This is a genomic window from Lysinibacillus sp. FW12 (assembly GCF_050817245.1).
GTDB classification, from domain to species: Bacteria; Bacillota; Bacilli; order Bacillales_A; family Planococcaceae; genus Lysinibacillus; species Lysinibacillus irui.
The window spans coordinates 4,584,265-4,601,350 of record NZ_CP139094.1 but is presented as its reverse complement, the minus strand read 5'-3'; the positions used below and the strand labels follow the sequence as shown (position 1 = coordinate 4,601,350).

At 37.8% G+C, this 17,086-nt stretch carries 17 protein-coding genes; 11 read left to right on the top strand and 6 right to left on the bottom strand.

Features of this window, described 5'->3' with window-relative positions:
* Positions 1–35 precede the first annotated feature (35 nt).
* Positions 36–707: a LytTR family DNA-binding domain-containing protein gene (locus SJW71_RS23560; protein ID WP_274795191.1), complete on the bottom strand. Its 672-nt coding sequence runs from the start codon at positions 705–707 to the stop codon at positions 36–38.
* A 213-nt stretch (positions 708–920) separates the two neighbouring features.
* Between SJW71_RS23560 and aceA the strand changes: the two genes are divergently transcribed.
* Both aceA and aceB read left to right on the top strand, forming a co-directional pair.
* Complete coding sequence (gene aceA / locus SJW71_RS23555) at positions 921–2,204, top strand: isocitrate lyase (protein ID WP_274795192.1); 1,284 nt, start codon at positions 921–923, stop codon at positions 2,202–2,204.
* A 110-nt stretch (positions 2,205–2,314) separates the two neighbouring features.
* The gene (gene aceB, locus SJW71_RS23550; RefSeq protein WP_431811631.1) at positions 2,315–3,913 is read left to right on the top strand and encodes a malate synthase A; all 1,599 of its coding nucleotides are present in this window, start codon (positions 2,315–2,317) and stop codon (positions 3,911–3,913) included.
* A 238-nt stretch (positions 3,914–4,151) separates the two neighbouring features.
* Here the strand turns inward: aceB and SJW71_RS23545 are convergent, their stop codons facing one another.
* Positions 4,152–4,817 (bottom strand): O-methyltransferase, encoded by a 666-nt coding sequence (locus tag SJW71_RS23545; protein WP_396631772.1) that lies wholly within the window; start codon positions 4,815–4,817, stop codon positions 4,152–4,154.
* Between the two features lie 128 nt (positions 4,818–4,945).
* On the opposite strand from SJW71_RS23545, the gene SJW71_RS23540 reads away from it, so the two are divergent.
* The 6 genes from SJW71_RS23540 to SJW71_RS23515 all read left to right on the top strand — a co-directional run bounded on the left by SJW71_RS23540 (position 4,946) and on the right by SJW71_RS23515 (position 9,998).
* The gene (locus SJW71_RS23540) at positions 4,946–5,839 is read left to right on the top strand and encodes a LysR family transcriptional regulator (RefSeq protein ID WP_274795195.1); all 894 of its coding nucleotides are present in this window, start codon (positions 4,946–4,948) and stop codon (positions 5,837–5,839) included.
* A gap of 68 nt (positions 5,840–5,907) precedes the next feature.
* Positions 5,908–6,303, top strand: coding sequence for a GntR family transcriptional regulator (locus SJW71_RS23535; protein WP_274795196.1), 396 nt, complete (start codon positions 5,908–5,910; stop codon positions 6,301–6,303).
* Between the two features lie 4 nt (positions 6,304–6,307).
* A complete protein-coding gene (locus SJW71_RS23530) occupies positions 6,308–7,405 on the top strand; it encodes a DUF1648 domain-containing protein (protein ID WP_431811630.1) in 1,098 nt (365 codons plus the stop codon).
* Between the two features lie 72 nt (positions 7,406–7,477).
* Entirely contained in the window at positions 7,478–8,149 is a 672-nt protein-coding gene (locus tag SJW71_RS23525; RefSeq protein WP_274795199.1) for a response regulator transcription factor, read from the top strand.
* Positions 8,146–9,519 (top strand): HAMP domain-containing sensor histidine kinase, encoded by a 1,374-nt coding sequence (locus SJW71_RS23520; protein WP_274795200.1) that lies wholly within the window; start codon positions 8,146–8,148, stop codon positions 9,517–9,519. The genes SJW71_RS23525 and SJW71_RS23520 overlap by 4 nt, the downstream gene beginning before the upstream one ends.
* A gap of 74 nt (positions 9,520–9,593) precedes the next feature.
* Positions 9,594–9,998 (top strand): hypothetical protein, encoded by a 405-nt coding sequence (locus tag SJW71_RS23515; RefSeq protein ID WP_274795201.1) that lies wholly within the window; start codon positions 9,594–9,596, stop codon positions 9,996–9,998.
* A 71-nt stretch (positions 9,999–10,069) separates the two neighbouring features.
* Here the strand turns inward: SJW71_RS23515 and SJW71_RS23510 are convergent, their stop codons facing one another.
* Positions 10,070–10,192 carry a hypothetical protein gene (locus SJW71_RS23510; protein ID WP_312507184.1) on the bottom strand — a complete coding sequence of 41 codons (123 nt, stop codon included), beginning with the start codon at positions 10,190–10,192 and terminating at the stop codon, positions 10,070–10,072.
* 170 nt (positions 10,193–10,362) lie between these two features.
* Between SJW71_RS23510 and SJW71_RS23505 the strand changes: the two genes are divergently transcribed.
* From SJW71_RS23505 to SJW71_RS23495, 3 genes are all read left to right on the top strand, one after another.
* Entirely contained in the window at positions 10,363–11,076 is a 714-nt protein-coding gene (locus tag SJW71_RS23505) for a glycosyltransferase family 2 protein (protein WP_274795202.1), read from the top strand.
* A gap of 83 nt (positions 11,077–11,159) precedes the next feature.
* Positions 11,160–11,420: a metal-sensitive transcriptional regulator gene (locus SJW71_RS23500; RefSeq protein ID WP_004233098.1), complete on the top strand. Its 261-nt coding sequence runs from the start codon at positions 11,160–11,162 to the stop codon at positions 11,418–11,420.
* Between the two features lie 135 nt (positions 11,421–11,555).
* Positions 11,556–12,851 carry a transglutaminase domain-containing protein gene (locus SJW71_RS23495; RefSeq protein ID WP_322605225.1) on the top strand — a complete coding sequence of 432 codons (1,296 nt, stop codon included), beginning with the start codon at positions 11,556–11,558 and terminating at the stop codon, positions 12,849–12,851.
* A 28-nt stretch (positions 12,852–12,879) separates the two neighbouring features.
* Here the strand turns inward: SJW71_RS23495 and SJW71_RS23490 are convergent, their stop codons facing one another.
* From SJW71_RS23490 to SJW71_RS23480, 3 genes are read right to left on the bottom strand one after another with little or no spacing between them, the layout of a single operon-like run.
* Positions 12,880–13,827 carry an N-acetylglucosamine kinase gene (locus SJW71_RS23490; protein WP_274795204.1) on the bottom strand — a complete coding sequence of 316 codons (948 nt, stop codon included), beginning with the start codon at positions 13,825–13,827 and terminating at the stop codon, positions 12,880–12,882.
* Positions 13,824–15,338, bottom strand: coding sequence for an argininosuccinate lyase (gene argH, locus SJW71_RS23485; protein ID WP_322605224.1), 1,515 nt, complete (start codon positions 15,336–15,338; stop codon positions 13,824–13,826). The genes SJW71_RS23490 and argH overlap by 4 nt, the downstream gene beginning before the upstream one ends.
* A 26-nt stretch (positions 15,339–15,364) precedes the next feature.
* Entirely contained in the window at positions 15,365–17,086 is a 1,722-nt protein-coding gene (locus tag SJW71_RS23480) for an ABC transporter permease (protein WP_274795206.1), read from the bottom strand.

Genomic DNA, 17,086 nt, shown 5'->3' with positions numbered 1-17,086 from the left:
ACCAGAGAAAATATTCTCTGGTCTTTTTTGATACCTTAAAATTCAAGAGCACTTCTAAGATTATTAATATATGATTGGCTCACAGGTAATTCACTTCCGTCAATTAATGTAACAATAAAGTTTGATGTTAGGTCTCGTGCCATTTTTTTTATAAAATAAATATTTACAATATAGGAACGATGAATGCGAATAAAGTAGGTCGGTAATCTTAATTGAAGTTCTTTGAGTGTAATATTCGTTTTAAACTGTTCTTTTTCTACATAAAACCATGTTTTTTTCTGCAAGCTTTCTATATGAGATATTCTATCGATTGCTACTGGCTTCCATTCCTCCTCCTGCTTTCCTGTTAAAAACTGAAATGGTTCAGTTTTTTTCTTGGTGAAGGTGGACGGTAAGACAACGACCAGTGCAGCTGGTTTATGATCAATGTATATTGGATAACCCATACCGTAATATGGCGTATCGAATAAGGAATTATCTAATATGGCATCTGTTTTTTTCTGAGTCCGTAGCACTTGCTCCGCAATACTCCCTGGCATCACTTGTTGTCCGATCTCTAGATGAATATTTTGATGGCCTGAGTGAAAGTAAATATAAGAATTATCAACTGCAATTGCAAAGGATGAATCGGCTGGTACCCAGTCTTGCATCATTAAAATATATTGTTGTGAAATATCTTTTGCAAATGAATTTACCTCATTGTTCATTGTAACATCCCCCCTGTTTATAAACAGCCTTCCAAATTTCATCGTTTAAAAAGGTAGTTTTATCCTGAAATTCCGATATTTTATCAAAAAATAGTGAAAATTTAAACACTCTGTTATATATTAATTTACAACAAATAAACCTGTTATGGAACAGTAAATTAAAAGTTTTTTAACAGAGTATATTGTACACAAAGGGGAAGGTGGAATTTCAATATGTCAACTCGTCAAGAAAGAATCGAAGCTTTAGAAAAACAATGGGCTGAAAACCCACGCTGGGCTGGTATTGAGCGCACATATTCAGCTGAAGAGGTTGTTAAATTACAGGGCACAATTGTACTTGAACAAACATTAGCGCAAAAAGGCGCTACTAGACTTTGGAATTCGTTACATGAGGAACCGTTTATTAATGCATTGGGGGCATTAACGGGTAATCAGGCAGTGCAACAAGTAAAAGCCGGATTAAAGGCTATTTATCTATCAGGCTGGCAAGTAGCTGCGGATGCAAACCTTTCTGGACAAATGTATCCTGATCAATCTTTATACCCTGCTAACTCTGTACCAGCAGTAGTAAAACGTATCAATCAAGCACTACAACGCGCCGATCAAATTGATCATGCTGAAGGTCGTGTCGATCAATTTGATTGGTTCGCACCAATCGTCGCAGATGCAGAAGCAGGTTTTGGTGGTCCTCTAAACGTGTTTGAACTTGTAAAGGGCATGATAGAAGCTGGGGCTGCTGGTGTTCACTTAGAAGATCAATTAGCGTCAGAAAAGAAATGTGGGCATCTAGGCGGTAAAGTTTTACTTCCAACACAAAATGCTATCCGTAATTTAATTGCTGCTCGATTAGCAACAGATGTTATGGGTGTAGATACAATTTTAATTGCTCGTACGGATGCAGATGCTGCAGATATGGTTACTTCAGATATTGACCCACGTGATGCGGAGTTCATAACTGGTGAACGTACACCAGAAGGTTTCTTCCGTACAAAAGCTGGTATTAAACAAGCAATTGCTCGTGGATTAGCTTACGCACCATATGCAGATTTAATTTGGTGTGAGACTTCCAAACCATCACTTGAGGAAGCTCGTGAATTTGCTGAAGCAATTCATGCTGAATTCCCAGGTAAAATGCTTGCGTACAATTGCTCACCTTCGTTCAACTGGAAAGCAAATCTTTCAGAAGAAGAAATTGCAGAATACCAACGAGAACTTGGTAAGTTGGGTTACAAATTCCAATTTGTTACGTTAGCAGGCTTCCATGCACTTAACCACTCCATGTTTGAGCTTGCACATGATTATAAAGATAATGGTATGGCTGCATATTCTAAACTACAGCAAGCTGAATTTGCTTCTGAATCCAAAGGGTATACAGCTACACGCCATCAACGCGAAGTAGGTACTGGATATTTTGATGAAATTTCTCAAGTTATTTCTGGTGGTACTTCTTCTACAACAGCAATGGCAGGCTCTACTGAAACTGAACAGTTTGTTTAAGTAACATTTTATACGTGTTTTCCTAAATTCATAATCATAGAATAGTCTCCTCCGTTTCTCCTAAAACGGAGGATGACGAAACTAAAATTGCAAAGGTGGGTAAACAACTAATGGAACAAGCAACAACAGGTAAGCTTAAAATTGTTGGAGAACAGAACGAGCAAACAAAAGAAATTTTAACACCTGAAGCTCTTGATTTTGTTCTTGCCCTGCATGAAAAATTTGATACTCGCCGTAAGGAGTTGTTGGATGCTCGTCAAGAACGCCAAAAACGACTTGATGCGGGAGAAAAGCTTGATTTCTTAGCAGAGACAAAGCATATTCGTGAAGGTGATTGGACAATTGCACCACTTCCAAAGGACCTGCAAGATCGCCGTGTTGAGATTACAGGACCTGTTGATCGTAAGATGGTTATTAATGCTTTAAACTCGGGAGCAAAAATGTTTATGGCATGTTTCGAGGATGCTTCTTCTCCGACATGGGAAAATATGATTGGTGGTCAAATTAATATGCGTGATGCTATTAATAAGACGATAGAATTTTCACAAGCATCCAATGGTAAAACGTATAAATTAAATAAAGAAACAGCAGTGCTTTTAGTTCGTCCACGAGGTCTACACTTGCTTGAGAAGCATGTTCTTGTCGATGGAGAGCCGATTTCAGGTAGCTTATTTGATTTTGGTTTATATCTATTCCATAATGCAAAAAATGCGCTAGCGCAAGGTACTGGTCCATATTTCTATCTGCCAAAGCTTGAAAGTCATTTAGAGGCTCGTCTATGGAATGATGTCTTTGTATTTGCCCAAGATTATATTGGCATTCCACAGGGAACAATAAAAGCTACTGTACTAATTGAAACGATTTTAGCGGCGTTTGAGATGGATGAAATTTTATATGAGCTACGCGAACATTCAGCTGGTCTGAATTGTGGACGTTGGGATTATATTTTCAGTTATATTAAACGTCTTCGCAATCAAGCTGATGTTATTTTGCCAGATCGTGGGCAAGTAACAATGACCGTACCGTTTATGAAGGCCTATACGTCTTTATGCATACAAACATGTCATAAGCGTAATGCACCAGCAATGGGGGGAATGGCTGCACAAATTCCTGTTAAAAATGATGATGAAGCGAATGCTATAGCATTTGCGAAAGTGGCAGAAGATAAACGTCGTGAAGCAACAGAGGGGCACGATGGTACTTGGGTAGCACATCCTGGTATGGTTGCAACTGCAATGGAGCAGTTTGATGCCATTATGACAACACCTAACCAAATTCATAAAAAACGTGAGGATGTACACGTAACTGCAGAAGATTTAGTAGCGGTGCCAGAGGGAACAATTACGCTTGAAGGTCTTCGTATTAACTGTAGTGTCGGTGTACAATATATTGCTTCATGGCTACGGGGTAATGGTGCTGCACCAATTAACAACTTGATGGAGGATGCTGCAACAGCAGAAATTTCTCGTACGCAAGTATGGCAATGGATTCGTCATCCAAAAGGAATATTAGATGATGGACGTGGTATTACGTTAGCATTTGTCCTAGAAATATTGGAAGAAGAGCTTGTGAAGATTAAAGAGGCTGTTGGGGAACAAGCTTATAGCAGTGGTCGCTACATTGAAGCAGCTGAACTGTTTAAATCCTTAATTGAGCAAGATGAATTTGCGGAATTTTTGACACTTCCAGGATATGAAAAATTAGCATAAGACATAAATCTACTATCAGCATATTTCAACTTTCCTAATTCCACTAACATAGCGTGACGGGGTCTGTTCCCCCGTTTAGGCTAAAGAGATGAGCACGATTGAATTAAAGGGGTCTACTAATAAAAGTAAAGAGATTTTAAAGGGGTGAAAGATCTCTTACTAGCTTTGATGGGGAGCTTGTAAGGCATCTTTTATTAGGGGAATCCGCGTTAATATGGTAACGCGGATTTTTTCTATATTAGTTTACGATAGCAAGTACAAAGCCGTCATAGCCTTTTACACCAACTGTTTGTATAGCTGTTGCCTCAATTCTAGGTTCCTCTTTTAGTAGTTCCATAAATTGCTGAATACCGCGTACACGTTCATCCTCACTATTTTTATCAGTTATTGCACCATCACGTACTACATTATCTGCAACGATTATAGCACCTAAATGAGCTAATTGTATGGCCCACTTCAAGTAAGCGGGGTTATTCGGTTTATCAGCGTCAATAAAAATAAAGTCAAATAAGCGCCCTTCATTTTTTAACTCTGGCAATGTTTCTAATGCGTTTCCAACAATAACCTCAATTTTTTCCTCATAACCTGCATTCTTGATATTTTTCCTTGCAACCTTTGCGTACTCTTCATTAATTTCTAAAGTAACTAGTTTACCTTCTCGAGGAAGAGCTTGGGCTAAGCAAATACTGCTATAACCACCAAGTGTGCCAATTTCTAAAATATTTGCTGCGGCTTTCATTTTGGCTAATAAATATAATAGTCTCCCTTGCGTAGGAGATACATCGATCTCTGGAATACTTGCAGCTTTATTCGTCTGTAGTACAGCATTAAGATGTTTGTTTATTGGGAGGAGCTTATCCATAAAATAATGATCTACATTTTGCCAAACATTCATCTCTGTCATCATACAGTCCTCATTTCTTTAATTTATACGTGCAAGCTTGCAAATAAAGTGTATGATAGAATGAATCATAATAAAAATATATTCTAATTATTTATGTATAACTTTAGATTATGAGTAGGAGTAAAATCATGAATATTCATGGCTTAAAATTGTTTTATCAAGTTGCAACTACAGGTAGTTTCACAAAAGCTGCAGAAATATTACGTATAAGCCAGCCCGCTGTTTCGAGTCAAATTAAACGATTCGAACATGAAATAGGAGTACAGCTTTTTAAGCAACAGGGACGAGGGGTAGTTCTCACAGAATTTGGTGAGGCACTAGCGGAGAAAGCTCAAAATCTTATCGCCCTTGAACATCATATTGAAACATTTATAGAAGAATACCGGCTTGCAAAGGCAGGAAATTTACATATAGTCGCTACCTACCTGCCAGCAAATTTTCTAATTCCAAAATGGGCTGCTCACTTCAAGGCTGTAAATGAGCATGTCAATTTAATGATTACAACGACCAATACAAAGGATGCCTTTGAACAACTTATTCATTATAAAGCGGATATTGCTATTTACGGGGGAGGAATGTCCGAAAGACCTAAAGAAATAGAGTGGGAGGAGCTTTATGAAGATGAATTATGGTTTGTCGTGTCTCCAACTCATCGCTATGCACACCAAAACATTACCTTAGTTGAAATGTTTCAGGAGCCGTTTATTATGAGAGAGGAAGGAAGTTCGATGAGAGAGCATCTTTTTTCACTATGCCAAACATATCAGGTGAAACCTCCGAACATTGCGCTTCAATTTAATGGAATTAATGAAACAATTCGATCGGTCATGGCGGGTTATGGAGCGAACTTTATTTCTTCTCTTGCAGTTAGAGAATATGTAGAGAATGGGCAATTGGCTAGGGTTTATGTTAAGGATATCCATGCTATTAAACATAAAATTGCTATTTGTACGAGGAACAATGAAAAGCATAACTTGCTTGTACAAAAATTTATTGAAACCATCAAGAGTTCTCCTATTTGATATGTACATCATGCATAATAGTAGGAAATTTGTTATACTAGTTATATAACAATATGGAGCTGATAAACATGTTCATTCAAATAGAGCCACAATCGGACGTACCTATTTATGAGCAGGTGACACGTCAAATCATTGAAGGCATTGCAAGAGGTGAGATGAAGCCAGGGGATACCCTACCATCTGTTCGGAGTTTAGCTGCTGATTTAGGTGTAAATATGCATACTGTTAATAAGAGCTATCATGAATTAGAAGCCAAAGGTATTATAGTTATTCGGCCAAAATCGGGAGCTATTATAAGTTCTACAGAGGAGCGAGCTTTGACACCTGAGCAATTACAACAAATCGAAAAGAATTTGAAGCCTGTTGTGGCAGAAGGTATGGTGCTCGGCGCAACAGCAGAACAAATTGAGCACATGATGAAAAAGGTGTTCGCTGAATTGCAAATACCAGCAGAGGGAGTGTAGCACAATGCTACTTGGTGTTTTTATAACGATCTACATCATGACATTAGCTTTGCAATTGGTGGTTCCTTATATTGTGCGAGATACTATTGTTTTTGGGGTCACTGTACCAGATCAAAATATTATGCACCCCGTCTTAGCTAAAATGAAAAAGCAGTATGTTCAATTAGTAGGGGTCACTGGAATAGTATTCTTACTCATTATGATTATTAGTTACAATTGGTTAGCCCCTTCTGAATCAATTCAAAGTATCGTTTTATTAAGCTGTCTATTTAGCATGCTTACGGTCAGTATGGTGCTGTACTGGATAAGTCATCAAAAGGTATCAAGGCTGAAAAAGCAGGAACAATGGGGGGTAAATATTAAGCAAGTACGTGCCGTTGATTTAACTGCGCGAAGCCGTGATGAAATGCTACCTTGGTCATTTTTTGCTGTACCTTTAGGAATTTCAGTATTTTTAATCATTTACACAATGCTCCATTACGACCAAATGCCGAATGATATAGCTGTACATTGGGGGCCAAGTGGAGAAGCGGATGAGTGGAGGAAGAAGACGTATTTTACGGCTATTTCGTTGCCGCTTGTTATGCTAATGATGCAATGTATGATGTGGGGAGTTAGCGATTCCATTAAACGTTCTGCAATTAAGCTGGCTGTCAATCGCAAAGAACAATCATTAGAGGACCAGCTAAAAACTCGAAAATATATGAGCTGGCATATATTGTTGATTAGCTATGCTTTAACCATCTTATTAACAGTGTTACAACTAAGCAATATCTATCCCTTCATGACTGTAGGCTATAAGCTATTGCCAGTCTTTATTTCGTTTTTAGTTGTACTGTTTGGTTCACTATTTATTTATATTGTGAAAAAGCATAAACATAAAGTACGCTATGAAGAAAATATTGATTCACAAGTAATGGATGTAGATGAAGATAGGTATTGGAAGGGTGGCTTAATTTATATTAATCGACAGGATCCTTCCGTTTTTGTGGAAAAACGCTTTGGAGTAGGGTGGACGATGAACCTTGCGAATCCTAGAGGTTATATTTTCATTGGTCTGCCTTTTGTGTTATTGCTGTTGATTTCAATTTTTTCGTTATAAAATAATAGTAATTTGTAGGGGGAAAATTCGTTCCATGTGAACGGATTTTTTCTTATTACTGGAGGTAGGCAGATGAAAATTCTTGTAGTCGATGACGATATTCATATTTTAAAACTAGTTACAATTTATTTAACAAAGGAAGGTTATCAAGTGTTATGTGCAGAAAATGCCGAGCAGGCACTAGCATTACTTGAAGGAAGTCTACCTGATTTAGCTGTTGTAGATGTAATGATGCCAGGAATGGATGGTTTTACACTAACTGAGACTTTAACACAAGATTATGACATTCCTGTCTTATTATTAACAGCGAAAGGCGAGTTAGAGGATAAAGAGCGAGGCTTTTTAGCAGGATCAGACGACTATGTTGTAAAGCCCTTTGAACCAAAAGAGTTATTATTTCGCATAGCAGCTATATTACGGAGATTGGATAAGAAAAATCAAATAACGATTCAAGTTGGAAATATAGTGATTGATCGCCGAAGTTTTGAAGTTGTAATAGGAGAAGATACTCTTATTCTTCCTTTAAAGGAATTTGAATTACTGGCCTTATTGGCGTCACGGCCCCATCAAGTGTTTACGCGTAGCTATATTATGGAGCAAGTATGGGGCTATGACTATGATGGAGACGAGCAAACGCTGAATACACATATGAAGCGGATTCGCGAAAGAATAAGTAGGTATGACACTGCTGTTGAGATCACAACAGTGCGTGGTGTGGGCTACAAGCTAGAGGAAACAACATGAAGACTTTATACAGTAAATTTGTAGTGACGACAATGCTTGTCATGATTGGTAGCTTATGTATTGGTTTTTTAGCGACGAATACATATTATCATCAAGTGGTAAAAGAAAAAAATGATGCAAAAAATGTTACTATAGCTCAGGATATTGCGCAATATATTGAAACGGCCAAGCCAGAGGATTTAGATCATTACTTGATGACACTGGGCAAAGTTGGCTATCAAATATATGTAACATCAGGTGAGGAAGGGCAATTTTTTGGTGGAGAATATCGAGATAAAACATTGTCAGCATCTGTTGTTGAACGTGTTTTAAATGGAGAAGTCTATCATGGAATGCGAGATTTTCCAAAGGAAACTTTTGTAACAGGCTTTTTTGCTAATGAACTAATTAATACAATTGGTGTGCCATTTACATATGAAAAAAGGCCATACGCATTGTTCATAAGACCTGATATTCGTTTATTATTTTCTGAGGTGCATACGATACTTGCTGGATTAATGCTCGTTATGACCGTATTGAGCCTATTAGCTATGCTAATGTTTGCTAAAGCATTAATTCGTCCAATTACAAAGCTTACAGCTGCAACACAACAGCTTGCACATGAAAAGTTTGACACTGTTTTAGACATTGATCGTGCGGATGAAATCGGTCAATTAGCGGCTAGCTTTAATACGATGACAGAGAAATTACAAGAAAATGATCGTTTGCGGAAGGAATTTATTAGTAATGTATCACATGATTTTCAGTCTCCTTTGTTAAATATTCAAGGCTATGTAGATCTCCTTAAAAATCCTTTGCTAACTGAGCAGGAAAGACAGGAATATGCAGGGATCATTGAATTAGAAACAAAGCGTCTATCTACATTAACCAAGCAATTATTATTACTAACATCGCTGGATCAATCGACAAGAATGGTAAAACGGGAACGATACAGCTTAGACGAACAACTGAAAGAAACAGTACGAAAATATCGTTGGCAAATAGAAGAGGCACAGCTGCAGATATCATACAAGCTAGATCCAATTCATTATGATGGCGATGCAGGACTTTTGCAAAATGTGTGGGATAATTTGTTGACGAATGCTATTAAATATAATGTAAACGGTGGGCAAATACAAATCCAATTACAAAAGAAAACTACCTCACTAGAAATCCTTGTGGAGGATAACGGTAGAGGCATGACTGCTGATCAATTAGCTAAAGTATATGATCGTTTTTACCGAGGTGACGCCTCTAGAACCACGCAAGGAACGGGGCTAGGACTGGCGATTGTCAAACAAATTATAGAGCTCCATGGAGGCACTATCCATATGGAAAGTGCAATAGATGCTGGTACAAAGGTAACTATTGATTTACCCATTTTGTCATAAGGAGTTCATGTAAAGTTCATGTTCACACGATAAACTGCTACTTAGTTGAAACAAGCTTAGGGGGAGTTTATCGTATGGAACAAAAGTGGAGTATACGCCTTATTCGATTAGCAGCCATTTTTGCCTTAATCGGAACATACTTAGGTTCACATATGTCAGGTTCGGGTAGTTATGAGTATAGACCGATACATGCACATATTTTACTTGTTGGTTGGCTGAGTATGTTTGCGTGGGGTATTTTTTATCGAGTTTTCAAAGTGAAATCACAAAAATTAGTAACCATACATGGATGGACAGCTATTCTTGGTGTTTTAGGATTAACATTAGGCATGTGGTTTTATAATATAAATCCATTTAATTTTAGTAGCACGTTTACATTAGTCTTCTTTATTGTAGGTGGAACTACGCTATTAATTAGCTTCGCTTTATTTATTGTCGTTACATTCATGATTAATCAAAAAGTGGATATGAAAAAATAATGAAACCTACCGTGTCACGATTTGTGAAGCGGTAGGTTTTCATGTTTATTGTATAACTTCTAGAGATTTTTTCAGCCATTTTGAAGCTCTTGGTAATCTTGTGCACCATATCCCTTTTCTTGCTTACCAAGTTTGTTTTTTCTTAAATGAATCGTGACAAAATTCGACAGAGAGATAACACGATAGTTAAACAATTTACTGTTCCTACAATAATATATGAGGGTTTAATCGGAGAAATATCGATATTATTGATATGTTTTGATGGGATTCATCAGTTGAATTGTTGCTGTTACATGATACTATTTGATATAAGGGAAATTCGTCTAAGGAGAGCCTGTCAGCCTATAGATAGGGGATCGAAATAATGAAAAATATTGTAGCTATTATTCCAGCTTATAATCCACAACAATCACTTATTACTTATGTACACCAATTATTAGCAACGACCATTACACAAATAGTTATTGTCAATGATGGGAGTGATCAAAAATATAATGAGCTTTTTGAAGATCTAATGAAAATAGATCGTTGCCAGGTACTGCAGCATAATGGCAATATAGGCAAAGGGGGAGCACTTAAGACGGCCTTTGCCTATTTACGGAAACAATCGAGAATGTATCATGGCGTCCTTACAGTAGGGGCACATGGCCAGCACACATTACAAGACGTGAAGCTTATTTTAACAATGACAAGGGTGTTTTCTGAAGGTATTGTATTAGGTGTACGTAACTTCCATTCCGTTGATAGTACGTTTCTTTCTTATTGGGGAAACCGTGCAACAAGCCTCTTTTTTGAGCTGCTGTATCATCGAAAATTAATGGATACGCAAACAGGTCTGCGATATATTTCGATAAATGAGCTGCCTTGGCTGATGAAAGTAAAAGGTGAAAAGTATGACTATGATACAAATATGCTAATTGCAGCACTTAAAAGAAAGTGTCCGATTTTTGAGGTAGAGATTGGGCAATTACGTGTAAAAAAGAATACGATTATTCATTACGATGAAATTACAAATGCAGGAACGTTAATTACGAGAATGCTTATGAATTATTTAAAACCAAGGAATAGTAATAGCTAGGTTTAAATTCGAAATAATAAGCTAGGATAAAGATTAATGATAAATATAGAACGTAGCGAGTTTAGAATAAAGGAGCAATGGAAATGGAATATTCAGATCAAGTGAAAAATCGTGTAAAGCGGATGGAAGGTCAGCTACGTGGGATTCTGAAAATGATGGAGGAAGAAAAGGACTGTAAGGCAGTCATTACACAGCTATCAGCAGTAAGGTCTGCTGTAGATCGTACAGTTGGTGTTATTGTCAGTACAAATTTATTGGAATGTGTACAAAATGCTGAAGGAGATGGCGAAAAAATGAATGAGGCCATTCAGGAAGCAGTTAATTTAGTTGTGAAAAGTAGGTAACAGTTATGAATTTGTAGTATGAATAGAATCATAACTTAAAATATACAAATATTAGCAAGCGCAATTGGACCCTTAAGTGAGTTCTTTGTGCTTTTTTTGTATATAATGAAATGAAGACGGTTGGAGGTGAGGAATTTGTGGAAGAAATTAGCCATTATCGCCATTATTGTTATTTTTATTGATCCCATTTATTCTGCTGGTAAAGCGGTTGTACAGCAGGTGGTGGATTGGACAAATAATGATGAAATTGAAACTATGCTTCTTTCAACAAAGGAGAAAATTGTGGATGTTACTGCTAGACTTTCAGACAATGCCTCAATTGAAACAGCCATACCCATAGAAGATGTACATGAAGCGGAGGTAGCCCCAACAGCTCCACCAATTAAGAAACCAGAAACGAAGTTAGTCGTGACGAATGCCAAGGAAATGGCGGATGCGATGTATTCATATTATAGTAGTTTTTCACCGAAGTTTGAAATTCAATACAAAGGAAATACCCAACGAATTGAACAAATTGTAGAAGAGGCCTACAACAATGCGATTAAACGAGATGACTATGTTTATGGGCATATTAGTAAACATTCAATCCGATATGAATATGGACGGAATAAGGCTACTGTTTTTGGAGAACAGAGCTATTTAATGACACCAGAGCAGGCAGCATATGTGGAGATGAATGTTCAAGATATTATCGCCAAAATAAGTAAAGAATCGATGACAGAAGTAGAAAAGGTACGAGCTGTCAACGACTATATTGTTGCCAATACTTCTTATACGGATCAAACAAATTCAAGTCCGCATAGTGCTTATACGGTTCTTGCTGAGCATGGAGGGGTATGTCAAGGCTATGCTTTACTCGCACATTCAATGCTTCAAAAACTGGGCATTGAAACGAAATATATCGTAGGTTATGTCGGTCAAGAGGGACATGCGTGGAATTTAGTCAAACTAGATGGTCAATGGTATCATCTCGATACGACATGGAATGATCCAGTACCTGATCGCAAGGGAGCTATACGTTATCAATACTTTTTGGTAGATGATCGCACAATGGCGAAAGATCACTCATGGATAGCTGAAGACTATCCAAAGGCAACTAGTACACTTTATAATAACTATCATGATATGGATTTTCCAGCACAGGTTGGAGATCAGTTATTTTTTAGTAATATCTCTGATAATAATAAGCTATATGTATTTGATATAAAGACCGGTAAGACGAAGCGTGTCACAGATTCTCGCGCACAATACATCGTTTATTCGGATGGTTGGCTCTATTTTAGTAATTATTCACGAGGGGCATATTTAACGAAAATTCGTCCAGATGGCAGTGGGGAGCAGGTATTAAATAGAGAGGAAACGAAAGATTTATTTGTGAAGGATGGCTATCTATATTTTACAACAAATGAATTAAAGAGAATGGCACTCTAATTTTTCGGTATAAGAAAAGGGCAATGACTTATAAACAGTCATAGGCCCTTTTTGTTCGTTCAATCAGATAAGTAATAGGTTGATGCTGACAAAGCGTAATAGAAATTTGAGGATATGTTAAGGCAATTTGTTCTGAAAAGGTTTTTAAAATGAGTGGATTATGCTTAATGGCGCCTCCATTACAATAAAGTGAAAAAGGACCATTCTGATAGCCAATTTTTTTTACCACGGCACTTGCTAGAAGGGCTAGTTCATGAGCAGCTTGTTGTGAAATGTGAATGGCACAAGCATCTTCTTGTTCGACTGCTTTAGCCACAAAGGAGCCCATCTTAGCCAATTGTGCATTAGTATAAGAAGGCTGAAATAACCATTCCGCTAGCTCAGTTATATCTTGGATACCTAAAGAACGATAGACAGCATCTTTTAATAAGGTTGGTTGACCACGCCCATCTTCCATTTTAAATATAGCCCTTATAACCTCTTGCCCTAACCAATAACCACTCCCCTCATCCCCAGCTCGATGTCCCCAGCCCCCAGCACGAACAATTTGCTGTCCATCATAGGCATAGGCGATGGCTCCAGTGCCAGCAATGAGTAATGCACCTGCCTGTCCAGCAGTCACACCAAGTAGAGTAGCTTCTGCATCATTTTCAATAATCAGTGTATCAATTTGTAGCTGTGCGGCCGCAAGAGCCTTGTGAACGATTGCCGTTACCGTTTTATGATCTTTAGGAGAATCAATACCAGCTAAAGCAAAGGTTGCTACAGCAATTTGTGAACGGGGGAATTTTTGCAAAAATGTTTTTATATTTGCTAAAAGTCCCTGTAATATTGCTGTAGCGGATTCGACACCAATTGCTTGATAATTAGACCCCTTAGTGGATGTAGAATAAGGAATGTCACCAGATTCCGCATGAACTAATGCACATGCTGTTTTTGTCGCCCCACCATCAACAATCAGAAGCCATTTCTTCATTGATTCCATTCCTCTAGAAATGTTGATAAGATTTTTTCCGCTTCGATAATGCCATTTTCCTTTAAGCGTACCCATTCATAAAGGGTATGAGTATTCATCTTTGAACGTTCTAGAGCTGCTTTCATAGTGGCTGGAGCTGGACCACCTGGTAATGTTCGTACACCAACGAAAGATTCTGGTTTTAATGTCTTATAAAAGTCCTCTTCTGTAATAGTTAATTCTTTTCCTGTAATTAATTTAGATTGGGTATTAGCAAGGCCCCACGTAAGGCTTGCTAGCGATTCCTCGCCATGAGCAAGTAAAACTTTTATACATTTACTAACAATACTATGTGCTTGTCGAAACGAGATTCCTTCCGAACGTACTAACGTATCAGCAAGTTCTGTAACATTGGCAAAGCTATTTTCCGCACGACTTCTTAACTTTTTCTTATTGACATCCATTGTGACAACGAGAGAACCAAATAATTTGTAAATACCTAGTAAGCGATCGATGGCACGCCATAAATAAGGCTGCATGTCATCCTCAGTATCGACGATATCTCCGAATGGTGTATTATGTACCATCTGTAATACTGTGCCCGCATCGCCAACAACAGCAGATAGTAATGAGCGTGTATGCTCTATGGAAACAGGATTACGCTTTTGAGGCATAATAGAGCTAATTTGTACATACGGACTTGCTAGAGTAAATGCGTTAAACTCCTGTGTAGCCCATAATAAAAAATCCTGAGATGTACGACCAAGATTTAGCGCAGCAAGCTGTACAATACTTGCAGCTTCTGCAATGTAGTCTGCACCTGCAACAGCATCCCACGCATTTTCGATAATGTCATCAAATGCCAGTAATTCACGCATACGTTCTCTACTAATATTAAAGCCTGTCGTCGTTAAGGCAGCTGCTCCCATACTACTACGATTGACAGTTTTATAGACATGCTGCATTCGCTCAAAGTCACGCTCAAGCTGATCAATAACAGCTTTTAAATAATGGGCAAAGGTTGTAGGCTGAGCCTGCTGAGTATGTGTGTAGCCAATCATGATCGTATCCACATGTTCCTCTGCAGCAGCAATTAAATCATCACGTAATGTTAGTAACTCACGCATTAATAATAATAATTTTTTTCTTAATGTCATTCGATAGATGGCGATGCCCATATCATTCCGACTTCTACCAATGTGAAGATTTCCAGCAACATCACCAGCAAGCTCTATTAATTTATTTTCAATGCGGAAAAATAAATCTTCGTATTGGGGACTGTAATCCTCTAAACGATAATAATTTAAGTCTATTTTTTTTAGAGCCGCCCCAATCTGTTTCGCTTCATCTTTTTTTACAAGTCCTTGTTCTTCTAACATTTTTAAATGTGCAATATTAATTTGTAGCATAATGGATAAAAAATTTTTTTTCGCCTCATCATAAGCTGGCTGTAAGACAATTTTTCGATAGATGTTAGAAGGAAAGATCATCCCATCCTCAAGCTGTGTTTTGTTGCGAAAATCTTCAAACATTGTAATGGCCCCCTAATAGATGGCAGCTAGATGGCTGTACCAGCACTGCCCTTTGATAATTTTTCAGAAATAATAAGGACAACTAAAATTAAGCAAATTTGTAAGACACCATAAGCACAGGCGGTCCCAAATTTAAATGCATATAATTTTTGGAAGATTGCTACAGACAATGGAATAGTGGATGTACTATAAATTAGAATGGATGCAACAAACTCACCGAAGCTTTGTACGAGGGCTAAAAGTGTCCCTGCTAATATACCGGTGAATGTTAAAGGAACGACAATACGTCTAAATGTATACCACCAATTGGCGCCTAAGCCACGAGATGCCTCTTCAATCGATTGATCTAGTTGTACAAGAGAAGCGGATGTCGATCGAAAAACAAGTGGTAAATGTCGAATAAAATAGGCTAATGGTAAAATCCAAAATGTACCGATCAATACTTGATTAAAGCTAAAAATACTTTCGGTACTAAAGGCAGCGATTAAATTGACTGCAACTACTGTCCCTGGTAAAGCCCAAGGCACCATAATCAAAATATCGAGTAATGTTTTCCCTTTAAAATTTAAGCGAACCATCGCATACGCTGCGGCTACACCAAAGATAATATTGCCGATTGTTGCGACGACACCCATTTGTATTGAATTCCAAATAGGTCGCCATGTGCGTTCGTCAGTAAAAAGGGCAATATAATGATCAATTGTATAGTCTGTTGGAAGAATTTGTGTCTTCCAAGCACCGTCAACAGAAAAGGATATCAATATCAGAACTAAAATCGGTAAAATTAATATTAATGTGCCAACAAAAGAGGCGATGGTTGCCAAAACTCTTATTTTCTTAGAGGATACCTCTGAACGATGAACACTAATTCCCTTACTGAGATTTTGATAATTTCTCCGATTTTGATACCAACGCATAATGATTAAAAAAGTAATAGACACAAAGGATAAAATCATCGACTGAGTTGCAGCCATCTCAAGATTTCCATTCGTTCGAGATAAATAGATTTGCATCGTCATTGTGCGTTCTACACCAAACATTAATGGAGCAGTATAAGAAGCCATTGAAATCATAAACACTAATAAGGATGAGGCGACAATGGAAGGTGTTAGCATCGGCAAAATAACCTTTGTCCATACGCGAATACGGCCTGCGCCTAAACTTGTTGCAGCCTCTTCTAGAGCAGGATCTAGCCCCTTAATTGCAGCCGAAGCGGTTAAATAAAAGTAGGTATACATCGTGAATGTATGGACGACGATAACTCCCCAAATGCCTTTCAATGAAAATGGTACATGATCTAAACCAAATAAATGCTGAAAGATTCGAGGGAAAATACCACTATCCCCGTACAAGAAAGAAAAGGATAACACACCCACTAGGGGAGGAAGAGCCATAGGAACTAATACTAAAATGGACAGGATCCGTCTACCTGGGAAGTTATAGCGTTCAAGTAAAAAGGCCATCGTTACCCCAACAATTGCGCAGCAAATGACACTAATAATGGAAATGTAGATACTGGTCCATAAAGCCTCTAAGTTTGCAGGGCTAGCTACATTAAAAAACTTCTTATAATGAAAGAGAGCCTCATCACCAGCAAAGCTTTGAATAAACGTTTGATAGAAGGGATAAACCACGTAGGCGAACAACACTAAAAATAGTGGCGCTATTAACACATAGACAAACCAATTGGATTGAAAAATTCGTGTCCAGATACTTTCGTGAGGGGCATTGATAGATTGTTTTTCCAT